Below are 14486 nucleotides of genomic sequence, written 5' to 3'. Positions count from 1 at the left end.
CGCGACAGTCGTCGGCAGCGGTTCCCCAACCGCCCCCGGCCTCAGCTCCGGCCGGGCTTCCCGCCAGACAAGGTCCAGCGCGGTGACCGCGCACAATACACTGTGATGACCGTCTACTTCGACGGCTTTCGACATCTGGACCCTTTCCTCCTGCCCGCCATGGGGCGCAGAGGGTGCCCCGCTAGCGCTGCCAATGCTCCAGCACCGCCGCACAATCGGCCAGGTGCCAGCAGGCCATGTCCGGCCACGGGTTGTCCGGAGCATTGACCAGCAGGGTGCGCGTGCCCGCGGCGCGGCCGCATTCCAGGTCGAAGCGGTAATCGCCCACCATCACCACCTGTGCTGGATCTACCTGCCAGCGCCGCAGGAAGTACTGCAGGCCGTCCGGCGAGGGCTTGGGCTCGGCTTCGTCGCGGCCGATGATGTCCTCTTCGGCAAACACATCGCCCAGCCCGATCGCCTGCAGCGTGACCTGGGCCAGGCTGCGCACGTTGCGGGTGAGGATGCCCAGCCGGCAACCGGCGCCCTGCAGCGCACGCACCAGCGCCACCGCGCCCATCGCCGGCACGGAGGCCGCGGCCAGTTCACGCTCGTGGGCCAGCAGCCAAGCATGCTTGGCGCTGGCCTCTGCAGCGGGCAGAGCGGCCAGGTGGGTGAGGATGTCGTCCTGCGCCGGAATCGCCAGTTCGCGCTTGATCCGCGCGAAATCATGCATCGCCACGGTCAGCGTGCCATCCATGTCGAACACCCAGTGGCGGATTGTCGACAACGCCGCTACTGCCACGGGTGCCACCACGGGTACCGCCAAGGTCACCGCCACCACGCTGGCATGCGGCTGGCATCGACGCCACCGGTCTCGAACACCGCGGTACGGGTGCCACCGGCCTTGACCGGGAACTCGATGCTGATCGACTTGCCCTTGGCTGCCAGCTTCCACAGCGCCTTCTGGTCGGTGATGAACATGGCGATGGCTTCATCGGTCTTCGGCCGCCAGGCGGCCATGGAAATCGGCTTTCCGTCGTCCACGGTCACCTTCACCGTGCACTGCGGGCAGCGGAAATCGCCGGCCTGCAGCACCAGGTAGGCATGCCGCTTCCATTCCGGGTGATCGCGGAACACCAGCTGCACCGGCTTCGCACCGCTGCCATCCACGTCCACCCGTTCCTTGCTGTAGATCTGCGCCGAGACCTGGTTGCCCTTGCTGCCGACCGGAATCTGGTTGTACTGCCACAGCCCCTGCATGCGGCGCAGATCGCGTGCGGCATCGCCCTTGGCCTTGACCTCGTCAAAGCCGGCAGCAATGCGTTCGGCGGCGGCGGTGTCCTTGTACTGGTCCAGCAGCGAGGCGCCGTGCAGGCGCGCGCGCTCCCAGTCCTGCGCGGCTACGGCCATGTCGTACTGCTTGGCCACGTCCTCGGCTTTGGCTTCCTTTTGTGCCTGCACGGCGGCAGCGGCAGCTTCCTGCGCCTTGCGCTCTTCCTCGGGGTTGCTGCAGGCAACCAGGGCCAGGGTGCAGGCGGTGAGCAGGATCAGTCGTTTCATGGCGGAGGTCCTTTACGGGTGCATCCCGATTCTATCGGCAGCGAAAAGCGGATACAGCAACGGCGGGTTTCCCCGCCGTTGCTGGTGAAGCAGTATCAGGTTGCCGGCCAGCGGCCGGCACTACCGTTTACTTCGCTTCAGCCTTGGACAGCATGTCCTGCACCGAGCCCGTGGTGATCGGGTGGTAGCCCGGCTTGGCCTTCTCGAAGGCCTGCTTGGCCAGCTCCAGACCCTTCGGGGTCTTCACCAGTTCGGCGTAGATCGGCAGGATCAGCTTGCGACGACCGACGCGCTCGATGAACGCGGCGGCACCTTCATTGGCCTGCTCGTAACCGCTGCGGATCGCCAACGGATACCAGCGCATGGCGATCTCGCCATTCGGGGTACCGGTGAAGTGGAACGCCTTGTCCAGCGTGGCCAACTTGTCCAGCGGCTGGGTGGCACCCAGGCCGTCGATGAAGCGCACCCATTCCTGCGTGCTCCAGTCAGCAATGACCTGGCTGCTCGGCACGGTGCCGGCGCTGGCAAAGGCGATGCGTGCGGTATCGACGCTGCTGAAGTTGCGCGACTGCGCCTTGGCCGCGAATGCCGGGATGCCCGGCTCGTCCAGCCATGCCTTCAGTTCGGCCTCGGTCACCGCCGACGGGTTCTTCGGCAGCAGGTTCTTCTTCAGGTACTCGACGAACTGGTCGGTGTTGGCGCTCTGGAAGGCGTGGTCATCGAACCAGCCGCGCAGGAACGGATCGAAGGTCTCGCGGCCGAAGCGCTGTTCCAGGAATTCCAGGAACCACGAACCCTTGACGTAGGCGACCTGGCTGAGGGCTTCGTCGGGGTCACGCTCGTTCAGCGGCGGCAGCGCCAGGGCCTGGTCGGCCGGGCTCATGTCCTTCACTTCGGCCAGCAGATCGGTCTGGTCGATCTGCTTCTCCATCTCGGCCATCTCCTTGCCGTACAGGGCTTCGGTGATGCGGCCCTGGACGTAGGTGGTAAAGCCTTCGTTGAGCCAGATGTCCTTCCAGCTGGCGTTGGTCACCAGGTTGCCCGACCAGCTGTGCGCCAGTTCGTGTGCAACCAGCGAGACCAGCGACTTGTCGCCGACGATCACGGTCGGGGTGGCGAAGGTCAGGCGCGGGTTTTCCATGCCACCGAACGGGAACGACGGCGGCAGCACCAGCATGTCGTAGCGGCCCCAGCGGTATTCGCCGTACAGCTTCTCGGCGGCACCGATCATCTTCTCGGTGTCTTCGAATTCCTTGGCGGCCTTGTTGACCATGGTCGGCTCGGCCCATACGCCGGAGCGGCCGGAGATCGGCTCGAACACCATGTCGCCGGCGGCGATGGCCAGCAGGTAGGACGGAATCGGCTGCGGCATCTTGAAGGTGTAATCACCGTCACGCGCGGCCTTGGGGTCGTTGTCGGCGCTCATCAGCACCATCACGTCCGGGCGCGAGACCACGTGCGCGCTGTAGGTGAAGCGCACGCTCGGGGTGTCCTGCAGCGGCACCCAGGAACGGGCATGGATGGCCTGCGACTGGCTGAACATGAAGGGCAGCTTCTTGCCTTCGGTCATCGACGGCGCCAGCCACTGCAGGCCCGATGCGGTCGGTGCGGTGTGGTAGGTCACTTCCACCTTCGCCGGCTGCGCCGGAGTCTCGATGGTCAGCTTGCTGCCGAACACCTTGTCGACCGGGGCCAGCACGAACTGCAGCGGGCTGCGCGCGCCATCGGCGGCGATCGCCTCGACCTTGGACACGCTCAGCTCGCGGGTGTCGAGCACCAGCTGCTTGGCGTCCTTCTGCTTCCACTCCAGCGTGTAGGTGGCGGTACCGCCGATCTGCTTCTGGTCGAAGTCCAGCTTCAGGTCCAGCGCGATGTCCTTGATGACGACCTTGTCCGGCTCGGCATACGAGCTTTCGTCGTGGCTGCGGTTTTCGGCGTTCACTGGAGCAGCGGGGGCCTTTTCGGCAGTCGGGGCGGCGGCGGGCGCGGCCGCCTCCTGGGAGCAGCCGGCGGCCAGGGCCACGGCCAGCGGAAGGAGCATCAGCGGATTACGCATGAATCGGGACCGTTACGGGGAACAAACCCCAATGGTACCTCCGTCCGGCCCCGCAGGCGTTGCGCGCTGCGGGGTAATGGCGGGCGGGGCCGATCCTGCGCCTTCGGCGCATGCCGACCGAGGTTGGCCTCTACCGGAATGGCGACGGACGCGGTACGGGCGGCCGGGGCTGCGCTGCGCCTCGGGCGCATGCCAACCAAGGTTGGCCTCTACCGGTAGGTGCCAACCTTGGTTGGCACGGATCTGTCATCGCTCGCGGACGGGCGTGTGCCAACCAAAGTTGGCACCTACCAAAGCGGGGCTTACAGCTTGTAGCCGGAATGGATCGAGACGATGCCGCCGGTCAGGTTCTTGTAGTGGCAGCGCTCGAAACCGGCCTGCCCCATCATCGCCTTCAGCTCTTCCTGCGGCGGGTGCTTGCGGATGCTCTCGGCCAGGTACTGGTAGCTGTCCGAATCGTTGGCGAACAGCTTGCCCAGCTTCGGCAGGATCTTGAACGAGTGGAAGTCGTAGATCGGCTTGAACCAGTCGGCGGTGACTTCGGAGAACTCCAGCACGCGGGCCTGGCCGCCGACCTTCAGCACGCGGTACATCTCGCGCAGGCCGGCGTCCTTGTCGGTCACGTTGCGCAGGCCAAAGGCAATGGTCACCAGGTCGAAGCTGTTGTCCGGGAACGGCAGGGCTTCGGCATTGCACTGCACGTAGTCCAGGCCGAGCACCAGGCCGCGGTTGGTCAGGCGGTCGCGGCCGACCGACAGCATGCCGGCGTTGATGTCGCCCAGCACCACCGAACCTTCGGCGCCCACGCGCTCTTTCAGCAGCGCGGCGATGTCACCTGTGCCGCCGGCCAGATCGAGCACGCGGTCACCCGGCTTCACCTGCGCAGTGGCGACGTAGTAGCGCTTCCACGCCCGGTGCACGCCCATGCTCATCAGGTCGTTCATCAGGTCGTAGTTGCGCGCGACCGACGTGAACACCTGGCCGACCAGCTTCTGCTTGTCCTTGGCGGCGACGTCGCGGAACCCGAAATGGGTGGTACCGGATTTGTAGGGGGATTCGCTCATGCCCCGATTATCGCACCGCCGGGGGCCATCGGCACCCCCTGCCCGTATCATGGCGGGCCATGACTTACCGGAGCCCCGCATGATCACCACGCCCGACTACCAGGCCCTGCTGCAGACCGCCATCGCCGAAGCCCGCCAGGGCCTGGCCGAGGGTGGCGTGCCGATCGGCGCGGCGCTGTACCACAACGACGGCCGTCTGCTCGGCTGCGGCCACAACCGCCGCGTGCAGGAAGGCGACCCGTCAGTGCATGGCGAGACCGATGCCTTCCGCAAGGCCGGCCGCCAGCGCCGTTATCAGGACACCATCATGGTCACCACCCTGGCGCCGTGCTGGTATTGCTCGGGCCTGGTGCGCCAGTTCAACATCGGCACCGTGGTGGTCGGCGAATCGCGCACCTTCCAGGGCGGCATCGACTGGCTGCGCGAAAACGGCGTCAAGGTGATCGACCTGGACAGCCAGGAATGCGTGGACCTGCTGGGCGGCTTCATTGCGCAGCATCCGGAGATCTGGAACGAAGACATCGGTGAATGAACACCGCGCAGCGTCCTGTTGAACCCGCTTAATGAACGCTTCAGTGCCGGCACATCCTTGTGCCGGCAGCGTTTGCAGCCATCGCCGTGAACCAGTGCACAGTCAGTTGCCTGGCATGCACACGCGCCGGTAACACCCGAGCCCGCCATCGCACCTAGGGTGGAATGACCGGGGCCCCTTTCCCCGGCGGAGCCAGCCATGTGCGCGCTCGCCCTACGCCCTGCATCAGACCCGGCCCTTGCCGGCATCCGCGACCGATTGACGCAGCAGTTCGCGTTGCATCGACGCACCGCGCCGTTCTGGACCGCTTACCAGGGACTGCAGCAGGAAGTGATCCGCGCCCATCCGCGTGATCATGTGCGGCTGTGCAATGCCATGGCCGACATCGCCGAAGACCTCGGTGCCGTGACCCGCGCGCAGCTGCTCGATGGCAACACCGGCTGCACGCCGCGCTGACGCGGCATGCACCGGCGCATACGCCACACTGCGATGAACCCCCACTCCCATCCACCTCAACCGATTGGATCGACATGCACGCTGAAGTCCCCACCATTCCCCCGGTCATCAATGTCGATGCCGAGCTTGATCACTGGCGCCGCCAGCATGCCGACGGCGCACTGCCGCACAACTCGTTCGGTTCCTACGTGCCGTGGATCAAGTTCGCCTGCGATTCGCTGATCACCCAACCGCGCGCAAGCAATGCCCAGCGCGACGAGATGTTCCAGACCCAGTACGCGCTGCAGATCATGCCGAGGCTGAGCGAGTCCCAGGCCCGCGAGTTCGTAGACCGCTGCTGGCAGCATGTCTACCAGACCAGCCCGGTGCGGCTGCAGGACGCTCCGCGCCTGCGCGCCTGAGCCGAACTACGGCTGCACGGCCCCTGCACGGGCCACTGCCGATCATCCTCGTCACCTGAGTGGGACGACGACGATGAAAGCAAGAAACCTGTTCAATACGATCGCCAAGAAGGCTGCGGCCGCCACCGGTTCGCCGTGGACCTTCCTGGCTGCGGTGATGATCGTGGTGATATGGGGCATCAGCGGGCCCGTGTTTGGCTTCAACGACACCTGGCAGCTGGTGATCAACACCGGCACCACGATCATCACCTTCCTGATGGTGTTCCTGATCCAGCACACGCAGAACGCCGATACCGCGGCGATGCAGATCAAGCTGGACGAGCTGATCCGGGCGACAGCCGAAGCCAACAACGAGCTTCTGGACCTGGAAGAACTGGATGAAGAGCGCCTGGAGGAGATCCGCGCCGAGTACGAGCAGATGGCCCGCGAGGCCGGTGACGCGCTGGCGCGCGTGCGCGCCTGCCATGGCGTGCGCCGGGATGATGAAGCGGTCTGAAGGTAGCGCTACCTGCTCTGGTAGGTGCCAACCTTGGTTGGCACAATGCCGGCCGCCTGCGCTGACGCATCCGTGTCAAACAAGGTTGGCACCTACCAGAAGCGCTGCTTATCCGCGCTCGTGCCAGCCGCCGCCCAGCACCTTGTACAGGGTGATGCGGTTGGATTGCTGGGCCAGCTGCGCCTGCAGCTGCGTCTGCTGCGCGTTGTAGGCGGTACGACGTGCGTCGAGCAGGGTCACGAAGCTGTCCAGGCCGGCGTCATAGCGTGCCTGCGACAGGCGGTTGGCCTGCTCGGCAGCCTCGACCAGGCGCTGCTGCGAGGCGACCTGTTCATCCAGGCTGACATTCAGCGCCAGTGCGTCGGCGGTCTCGCGGAAGCCCACCTGGATCGCCTTCTCGTACTGCGCCAATGCAATGTCACGATCGGCATTGGCGATGGCCAGGTTCGCGCGCAGCTTGCCGCCCTGGAAGATCGGCAGCGTGATCTTCGGCAGGAAGCTCCATACGCGGGTGCCACTATCGAACAGGTTGGACAGTTCGTTCGAACCGCTGCCGATGCTGCCGGTCAGCGAGATGCTCGGGAAGAACGCCGCGCGCGCCGCACCGATGCTGGCGTTGGCGGCCAACAGCTGATGCTCGGCGGACATGATGTCCGGGCGTTGCAGCAGCACGTCGCTGGGCAGCCCGGCCGGCGGCGGCGCCAGTGCCAGCAGGCTCGGCGCCACAGCGTCGGGCAGCAGCGCCGGGTCGAGCTGGCCACCGGCCAGCAGCGCCAGCGCGTTGCGGTCCTGGGCCAGCTGGCCACGCAGGCGTGCGGCGTCGGTGCGTGCGGTTTCGACCAGGGTGCGGGTCTGGGTCAGCTCCAGTGCCGAACTGCCACCGCGTTCGTGGCGGGCCTCGGCCAGTCGCAGTGAATCCTCGTAGGTCTTCAGCGTCGCTTCGGCGATCTTCAATCGCTGCGCGTCCGCACCGTAGGTCAACCACGCGGTGGCGGTCTCGGCGACCAGGCTCAGCTGCGCGTTGCGACGGTTCGCAGCCACGGCGAAGTACTGCTGCAGGGCGGCCTCGCTGAGATTGCGCACGCGACCGAACAGGTCCAGCTCGAACTCCGCCACACCAACACCGGCAGTGAACTGCTCGGTGACGCCAGCGTCCGTACCACGGCGATCCATCTGGCCGGTAACGGCCACGCCCGGCACGCGATCAGCGCGCTGCACGCGGTACTGGCCACGCGCACGTTCAACATTGAGCACCGCCACACGCAGGTCGCGGTTGTTCTGCAGGGACTGGTCGATCACCTGCTGCAGGCGCGCATCGGTGAAGAAGTCGCGCCAGCCGACGGCGGCGACGTCAGCCACCTGGCCCTGCGCGGCCTCGGCCGGCCACTGCGCCGGAATGGCCGGAGCGACGGCGGTGTCCTTCGGCACCAGGGTGGAGCAGCCGGCCAGCACGAGCGCGGCGGCGATGGAAACAGCAATGGAATGAAGCTTCATGGCAACACCTTGGGGATCACGGTGGTAGCGCCGGGCCGTACCCGGCGGCTACGCGGTGAGACATCCGCCGGGCATGGCCCGGCGCTGCCTGATTTCATCATTCGGCGGTTTTGCGCTTGAACACGCGCTGCACCACGACGAAGAACAGCGGCACGAAGAACACGCCGAGCACCGTGCCGACGACCATGCCGCCGAGCACGCCGGTGCCGATCGCCTGCTTGGCGCCGGAGCCGGCACCGCTGGAGATCGCCAGCGGCAGCACGCCCATGCCGAAGGCCAGCGAGGTCATGATGATCGGACGCAGGCGGTCGCGGACCGCGTGCATCGTCGCTTCGATCAGCCCCGCGCCCTTCTCCAGATTTTCCTTGGCGAATTCGACGATCAGGATCGCGTTCTTGCTGGTCAGGCCCACCGTGGTCAGCATCGCCACCTGGAAGTAGATGTCGCGTTCCATGCCGCGGAAGGTATTGGCCAGCACTGCACCGAGGATACCCAGCGGCGCAACCAGCAGCACCGAGGTCGGCACGCTCCAGCTTTCATACAGGGCCGCAAGGCACAGGAACACGATCATCAGCGACAGCGTGTACAGCAGCGGTGTCTGCGAACCGGCCTGGCGTTCCTGGTAGGACATCGCCGTCCACTCGACACCGAAGCCCTGCGGCAGCTGCTTGGCCAGCTGTTCGATCTCGGCCATCGCATCACCGGAGGCCACGCCCGGCGCCGGCTCACCCTGGATCTCGGTGGCCGACACGCCGTTGTAACGCTCCAGGCGTGGCGAACCGTAGTCCCAGCGCTTGCTGGCGAAGGCGCTGAACGGAACCATCTCGCCCTTGTCGTTCTTCACCGACCAGAGATCAAAGTCCTCCGGCACCATGCGGAACGCCTGGTCGGCCTGCACGAATACGCGCTTGACGCGACCACGATCGACGAAGTCATCGATGTACGAGCTGCCCCACGCGGTGGTCAGGGTGGTGTTGATCTGGTCGATCGACAGCCCCAGCGACGTCGCCTTGGCCACATCGATATCGATGCGGAACTGCGGCGTGTCTTCCTGGCCGTTCGGACGCACGTTGGCCAGCTTGCTGCTCTGGGCCGCCAGGCCCAGCAGCTGGTTGCGCGCCGCCACCAGGGCTTCATGGCCCTGACCGCTGTTGTCCTTCAGGAAGAAGGTGTAGCCCGAGGCGGTGCCCAGTTCTGGGATGGCCGGCGGCGGGAAGGCAAAGATGAAGGCATCCTTGATCTGGCCCAGTGCTGCCATCGCGCGGCCGGTGATCGGCATCACGCCGTTGTCAGCATCACGGTCCTTCCAGTCCTTCAGCTTGACGAAGGCCATGCCCGCGTTCTGGCCCATGCCGGCGAAGCTGAAGCCCTGCACCGAAAACACCGACTCGACCGCGTCCTTCTCGTTTTCCATGAAGTGCTTTTCAAGCGCGGCGATCGACTCCAGCGTGCGCTCCTGGGTAGCACCGACCGGTGCCTGCACCAGCGCCATCAGCACGCCCTGGTCTTCATTGGGCAGGAACGAGCTGGGCAGGCGCACGAACAGCACGCCCATCAGCAGGAACAGTGCGGCGACGATGCCCATGAACCGCCACGGGCGGTGCAGGATGCCTCGCACGCCACGCTGGTAGCTTTCGCTGGTGCGGTCGAAGCCGCGGTTGAAGCCATTGAAGAAGCGGCCCGACCAGCCCTTGTGTGCAACGTGGTGCTCGCCCTTCTTCAGCGGCTTGAGCATGGTGGCGCACAGTGCCGGGGTCAGAACGATCGCCACCAGCACCGACAATGCCATCGCCGAAACGATCGTGGCCGAGAACTGCCGGTAGATCACGCCGGTGGAGCCGCTCATGAAGGCCATCGGCACGAACACCGCCGACAACACGAGACCGATACCCACCAGTGCGCCGGTGATCTGGCCCATCGACTTGCGGGTGGCCTCCAGCGGCGATAGTCCTTCTTCGGACATGATGCGCTCGACGTTCTCCACCACCACGATGGCATCGTCCACCAACAGGCCGATGGCCAGCACCATCGCGAACATGGTCAGCATGTTCACCGAGAAGCCCAGCACCGAGAGCACGCCGAAGGTACCCAGCAGCACCACCGGCACGGCGATGGTCGGGATCAGGGTGGCGCGGAAGTTCTGCAGGAACAGGTACATCACCACGAACACCAGCACGATCGCTTCGAGCAGGGTCTGCACCACACCCTTGATCGACACGCGCACGAACGGAGTGGTGTCGTACGGGATCTCGGCCTTCAGGCCGGCCGGGAAGAAGCCTTCCAGCTCCTTCAGGGTCTCATCGACACCGGCAGCGGTATCCAGTGCGTTGGCGCCGGTGGCCAGGGTGACCGCCAGGCCGCTGGCCGGCTGCCCGTTGTAGCGGGTGACGAAGTCGTACGACTCGGCGCCCAGCTCGACGCGGGCAACATCGCCCAGGCGCAGTTCGGCACCGTCCTGCGCGCCGCGCACGATGATGTTGCGGAACTGTTCCGGAGTCTGCAGGCGCGACTGCGCGTTGATGGTGGCGTTGAGCTGCTGGCCCTTCACCGACGGCGCACCACCCAGCTGGCCGATCGCCACCTGTGCGTTCTGCGCCTTGATCGCGGCGGTCACTTCCGGAACCGACAGGCCATAGGTGTGCAGCTTGTTCGGGTCCAGCCAGATGCGCATGGCGTACTTGCCACCGAATACCTGGATGTTGCCCACGCCCGGCACGCGGCTGAGACGGTCGACGACATTGGAACCGACGTAGTCGGCGATGTCGTTGGCATCCATGCTGCCGTCTTCGGACACGAAGGCGATGACGTTGAGGAAGCCCGAGCTGGACTTGGCCACGTTGATGCCCTGCCGCTGTACTTCCTGCGGCAGCAGCGGCATGGCCAGCTGCAGCTTGTTCTGCACCTGCACCTGGGCGATGTCCGGGTTGGTGCCGCTCTCGAAGGTCAGGGTGATGGTGGCCTGGCCGTTGGACGAGCTGTTGGAGGAGAAGTAGATCAGGCCATCAAGGCCCTTCATGTTCTGCTCGATGATCTGCGTCACCGAGTCTTCGACCACCTTGGCCGAAGCACCCGGGTAGCTGGCGCTGATTTCCACCGCCGGCGGTGCGACGTTGGGGTACATCGAGATCGGCAGCTTGAACAGGGCCAGGCCGCCGGCGAGCATGATGATGATCGCGATGACCCACGCGAAGATGGGTCGATCGATGAAGAAACGTGCCATGGAGTTCTCCGCTTACTTCGCGCCTGCGGCCGCAGCTGCAGGTTGGGCGGCGGCCGGCTTGGCCGGGGCGGCGCCCTGTTCGGTGGCATTCACGGGCATGCCCGGGCCGATTTTCTGCAGGCCTTCGACGATGACCTTGTCGCCGGCCTTCAGGCCGTCCTCGACCAGCCACCTGTCGCCGACGGTGCGGCTGACCTTGACCGGGCGCACTTCGACCTTGTTGTCCTTGCCGACCACCATCGCGCTGGTATCACCCTTCGGATCACGGGCGATGCCCTGCATCGGCACCAGCACTGCGTCGCTGCGCACACCGCCGCCGATCACCGCGCGCACGTACATGCCCGGCATCAGCAGACCGTCGGGGTTGTCGACCCTGACCCGCAGCGCGAAGCTGCCGGTGGCCGGATCGACGCTGACTTCGGAGAACTCCAGCGTGCCCTTGTGTTCGAAGGTGCTGCCGTCTTCCATCAGGATGCTGACCGGCGTCTGCTGGTTGTCCTGCAGGCGGCCGGCGGCCAGTTCGCGGCGCAGCTGCAGCAGCTCGGCCGAGGACTGGGTCAGGTCGACGTAGATCGGGTCCAGCTGCTGCACGGTTGCCAGCGCCGTTGCCTGCCCGGCGCTGACCAGCGCGCCCTGGGTGACGCTGGACTTGCCGATGCGGCCGCTGATCGGCGCGGTGATGCGCGCATAGCCGAGGGTCACGTTGGCGGCATCCAGTGAGGCCTTGGCGGCGCCGACATCAGCTTCTGCCTGCTTCTGCGCGGCCACGGCGTTTTCCAGATCCTGCTGGCTGACCGCGTCGACCTTGGCAAGTTCGGTGATGCGCTTGGCGCTCAGCCGCGCTGCATTGGCGGTGGCTTCGGCGCGGGCCAGCTGTGCACGCGCACTGTTGGCCTGGGCGCGGTAGCTGGCGTCTTCGATCTGGTACAGCGGCTCGCCGGCCTTGACCATCCCGCCCTCGGTGAACAGGCGCTTGGCGACGATGCCATTGACCTGCGGGCGCACCTCGGCCACCAGGAAGGCGTTGGTGCGGCCCGGCAGCTCACGGGTCAGCCCGACGGTCTCGGACTTCAGCGTGACCACGCTGACCTGGCCCGGTCCCTGTTCGGGCGCCTGGGGTTGGCCGCCGCAGGCAGCGACGGTGGCAGCGATCGCCAGCGACAACGCGAAGGGTCGGATTCGGCTCAGCAACATGATGGGAATGGCTCTTGAAGGGAGGGATCTCAGCAGGGGCTGACAAGGCGCCCCCTCTCCTTGCTGGAGGGAAGGCCGCACGGACAGCGCCCACCCGGGTGGAGTGGGAGCCAGGACGGGCCTGCCACGCACACGACGGGAATGATGGGAACGAAATATACATACATGCGTGTTTGTTTGTAAACAGGTACAATTCAGCCACGTTTCACCCGCACTCGTACCTACCCATGGCCCGCAAGACCAAAGAGGACACCCAGGCAACCCGGGAAGGCATCCTTGACGCCGCCGAAGCCTGCTTCCATGAACACGGCGTGGCCCGTACCACGCTGGAGATGATCGGTGCCCGTGCCGGCTATACCCGCGGCGCGGTCTACTGGCACTTCAAGAACAAGAGCGAGGTGCTGACCGCGATCGTCGAGCGCGTGCACCTGCCTTTCATGCAGGAACTGGAGCGCACCTCCACCGACCAGCGCGACACCCCGGTGCATGACCTGCGCGCGGTGATGATCCACTCGTTCATCGAGCTGTCCGAGGACGAGCGCCTGCGCAAGACCATGGAAATCATGCTGCGCAGCGATGCCTCGGCCGACACCAGGGTGCTGACCGAACTGCAGCAGAGCGGCTTCCGCGATGCCCTGGACCGCATGGAACGCGCCCTGCGCCGTGCCCAGGACCTGGGCCAGCTGCGCGAGGGTGCGGACCCGAAGATCGCCGCACGCATGCTGCATGCCACGGTACTGGGCGTGCTGCACGGGGCGATGGTCGAACCGGACCTGATGGACCTCAAGCGCGATGGCATGCTGGCGCTGGACATGACCCTGGCCGCCTACGTGAAGGAAGGCGTGTTCGTGCCGGGCACAGTACCCGAGCCGCTGCCGGAGGCGTGAGCGGCATTGCTGCCGCCACGACGGCCCCATGTGAGGACGGCCCCATGATCCTGGACAATGTGGCGTGGGGCTTCATCGGTTGCGGCAGCGTCACCGAGAAGAAAAGCGGCCCGGCTCTGGCCGGCGCGCCCGGCTCACGGGTGGCCGCGGTGATGCGCCGCAATGCGGCACTGGCCGAAGACTACGCACGGCGCCATGCGATTCCCCGCTGGTACGCCGATGCCGATGCGCTCATCGCCGATCCGGAAGTGAACGCGATCTACGTTGCGACGCCGCCTTCCACGCACATGCATTACGCATTGAAGGCGATTGCCGCGGGCAAGCCGGTCTACATCGAAAAGCCGATGGCCATGGACCATGACCAGTGCCAACGCATCATGGAGGCCAGCGCACGCAGCGGCGTACCGGTGTTCGTAGCCTATTACCGCCGCGCCCTGCCCCGCTTCGAGAAGGTGAAGCAGCTGCTGGACAGCGGCGCGATCGGTGAACCGCGCAGCGTGCGCGCCACCCTGCATCGACCGCACTCGGCGAATGCCGCGTCGCCGGACTTCTGGCGGACCAACCCGGCAATCTCCGGCGGCGGCCTGTTCGTTGATCTGGGCTCGCACACCCTGGACCTGCTCGATCACCTGCTCGGGCCTTTGACCGATGTGCGTGGCCTGGCCAGTTCGCAGGCAGGCGCGTATGCCGCCGAGGACAGCGTCTCGATGTGCTTTCGTGCCGGTCGGGGGGTGCATGGCATCGCGCAGTGGAGTTTCTGCGCGTTCCGCCGCCAGGATGAAGTCGAGATCACCGGCGACCACGGTCAGCTGCGCTTTGCCACCTTCGATGATGTTCCGGTAGTACTGGAGACCGAGGCCGGCGTGCAGGCGTTCGACATCCCGAACCCGCCGTCGATCCAGCAGCCGTTGATCGCCACTCTGGTCGATGAGCTGCGCGGCAACGGCCACTCGCCGTCAACCGGCGTCAGCGCCGCCCGCACCAATGCGGTGATGGATCAGGTGCTGCAGGCCTACCGCACACGGCAATCGCGCTGACCATCAACGAAGAAGGCCGCCTTGCGGCAGCCTTCCATGTTGCAGCGGCCGGGGTCAGAGCCCTCGCTACGGCGAGGGATCCGCCCCCATCGGATAGCGGCCTTCTG

At 66.0% G+C, this 14486-nt stretch carries 13 protein-coding genes; 6 read left to right on the top strand and 7 right to left on the bottom strand.

The annotated features are described in order from the left end of the window. Window positions 1–181: 181 nt before the first annotated feature. The 4 genes from AC07M7_RS10210 to ubiE all read right to left on the bottom strand — a co-directional run bounded on the left by AC07M7_RS10210 (window position 182) and on the right by ubiE (window position 4662). The gene (locus AC07M7_RS10210; protein ID WP_295382064.1) at window positions 182–814 is read right to left on the bottom strand and encodes an HAD family hydrolase; all 633 of its coding nucleotides are present in this window, start codon (window positions 812–814) and stop codon (window positions 182–184) included. Continuing rightward, entirely contained in the window at window positions 811–1542 is a 732-nt protein-coding gene (locus AC07M7_RS10205) for a hypothetical protein (protein ID WP_428709871.1), read from the bottom strand. Before AC07M7_RS10205 ends, AC07M7_RS10210 begins: the two co-directional genes overlap by 4 nt. Before the next feature lie 127 nt (window positions 1543–1669). After that, entirely contained in the window at window positions 1670–3598 is a 1929-nt protein-coding gene (locus AC07M7_RS10200) for a M1 family metallopeptidase (RefSeq protein WP_495207310.1), read from the bottom strand. Window positions 3599–3900: 302 nt separating this feature from the next. Next, entirely contained in the window at window positions 3901–4662 is a 762-nt protein-coding gene (ubiE, locus tag AC07M7_RS10195) for a bifunctional demethylmenaquinone methyltransferase/2-methoxy-6-polyprenyl-1,4-benzoquinol methylase UbiE (protein ID WP_136639030.1), read from the bottom strand. A gap of 79 nt (window positions 4663–4741) precedes the next feature. Between ubiE and AC07M7_RS10190 the strand changes: the two genes are divergently transcribed. The 4 genes from AC07M7_RS10190 to AC07M7_RS10175 all read left to right on the top strand — a co-directional run bounded on the left by AC07M7_RS10190 (window position 4742) and on the right by AC07M7_RS10175 (window position 6547). Further along, window positions 4742–5194, top strand: a complete 453-nt coding sequence (locus AC07M7_RS10190) for a nucleoside deaminase (protein ID WP_046985014.1) — start codon at window positions 4742–4744, stop codon at window positions 5192–5194. Window positions 5195–5392: 198 nt separating this feature from the next. Next, window positions 5393–5650: a hypothetical protein gene (locus AC07M7_RS10185; RefSeq protein ID WP_295382056.1), complete on the top strand. Its 258-nt coding sequence runs from the start codon at window positions 5393–5395 to the stop codon at window positions 5648–5650. Window positions 5651–5724: 74 nt separating this feature from the next. Beyond that, a complete protein-coding gene (locus AC07M7_RS10180; RefSeq protein ID WP_006393104.1) occupies window positions 5725–6051 on the top strand; it encodes a hypothetical protein in 327 nt (108 codons plus the stop codon). A 73-nt stretch (window positions 6052–6124) separates the two neighbouring features. Beyond that, window positions 6125–6547, top strand: a complete 423-nt coding sequence (locus AC07M7_RS10175) for a low affinity iron permease family protein (protein WP_012512139.1) — start codon at window positions 6125–6127, stop codon at window positions 6545–6547. Between the two features lie 108 nt (window positions 6548–6655). On the opposite strand, the gene smeF is transcribed toward AC07M7_RS10175, so the two are convergent. The 3 genes from smeF to smeD form a co-directional block, all read right to left on the bottom strand. Then, window positions 6656–8041 (bottom strand): multidrug efflux RND transporter outer membrane subunit SmeF, encoded by a 1386-nt coding sequence (smeF, locus tag AC07M7_RS10170; protein WP_046985012.1) that lies wholly within the window; start codon window positions 8039–8041, stop codon window positions 6656–6658. A 97-nt stretch (window positions 8042–8138) separates the two neighbouring features. Next, window positions 8139–11261: a multidrug efflux RND transporter permease subunit SmeE gene (smeE, locus tag AC07M7_RS10165; RefSeq protein ID WP_495207309.1), complete on the bottom strand. Its 3123-nt coding sequence runs from the start codon at window positions 11259–11261 to the stop codon at window positions 8139–8141. A 12-nt stretch (window positions 11262–11273) separates the two neighbouring features. Beyond that, window positions 11274–12455, bottom strand: a complete 1182-nt coding sequence (gene smeD / locus AC07M7_RS10160) for a multidrug efflux RND transporter periplasmic adaptor subunit SmeD (RefSeq protein WP_495207308.1) — start codon at window positions 12453–12455, stop codon at window positions 11274–11276. A 227-nt stretch (window positions 12456–12682) separates the two neighbouring features. Between smeD and smeT the strand changes: the two genes are divergently transcribed. Both smeT and AC07M7_RS10150 read left to right on the top strand, forming a co-directional pair. Continuing rightward, window positions 12683–13342 carry an efflux transporter SmeDEF transcriptional repressor SmeT gene (gene smeT / locus AC07M7_RS10155; protein ID WP_046985009.1) on the top strand — a complete coding sequence of 220 codons (660 nt, stop codon included), beginning with the start codon at window positions 12683–12685 and terminating at the stop codon, window positions 13340–13342. A gap of 44 nt (window positions 13343–13386) precedes the next feature. Next, window positions 13387–14379, top strand: coding sequence for a Gfo/Idh/MocA family protein (locus AC07M7_RS10150; RefSeq protein ID WP_337302209.1), 993 nt, complete (start codon window positions 13387–13389; stop codon window positions 14377–14379). Window positions 14380–14486 lie beyond the last annotated feature (107 nt).

The organism is Stenotrophomonas sp. GW821-FHT09E08 (assembly GCF_059416125.1).
The sequence above is the reverse complement of the archived record's forward strand: the minus strand, read 5'-3'. Positions and strand labels throughout refer to the sequence as shown.

Excerpts from the sequence above, each read along its gene's own strand:
- smeE (WP_495207309.1), bottom strand. The coding sequence starts at position 11,261 with ATGGCACGTTTCTTCATCGATCGACCCATCTTCGCGTGGGTCATCGCG.
- smeF (WP_046985012.1), bottom strand. The coding sequence starts at position 8,041 with ATGAAGCTTCATTCCATTGCTGTTTCCATCGCCGCCGCGCTCGTGCTG.
- AC07M7_RS10180 (WP_006393104.1), top strand. The coding sequence starts at position 5,725 with ATGCACGCTGAAGTCCCCACCATTCCCCCGGTCATCAATGTCGATGCC.
- AC07M7_RS10200 (WP_495207310.1), bottom strand. The coding sequence starts at position 3,598 with ATGCGTAATCCGCTGATGCTCCTTCCGCTGGCCGTGGCCCTGGCCGCC.
- AC07M7_RS10190 (WP_046985014.1), top strand. The coding sequence starts at position 4,742 with ATGATCACCACGCCCGACTACCAGGCCCTGCTGCAGACCGCCATCGCC.
- AC07M7_RS10205 (WP_428709871.1), bottom strand. The coding sequence starts at position 1,542 with ATGAAACGACTGATCCTGCTCACCGCCTGCACCCTGGCCCTGGTTGCC.
- AC07M7_RS10175 (WP_012512139.1), top strand. The coding sequence starts at position 6,125 with ATGAAAGCAAGAAACCTGTTCAATACGATCGCCAAGAAGGCTGCGGCC.
- smeD (WP_495207308.1), bottom strand. The coding sequence starts at position 12,455 with ATGTTGCTGAGCCGAATCCGACCCTTCGCGTTGTCGCTGGCGATCGCT.
- AC07M7_RS10185 (WP_295382056.1), top strand. The coding sequence starts at position 5,393 with ATGTGCGCGCTCGCCCTACGCCCTGCATCAGACCCGGCCCTTGCCGGC.
- smeT (WP_046985009.1), top strand. The coding sequence starts at position 12,683 with ATGGCCCGCAAGACCAAAGAGGACACCCAGGCAACCCGGGAAGGCATC.
- ubiE (WP_136639030.1), bottom strand. The coding sequence starts at position 4,662 with ATGAGCGAATCCCCCTACAAATCCGGTACCACCCATTTCGGGTTCCGC.
- AC07M7_RS10150 (WP_337302209.1), top strand. The coding sequence starts at position 13,387 with ATGATCCTGGACAATGTGGCGTGGGGCTTCATCGGTTGCGGCAGCGTC.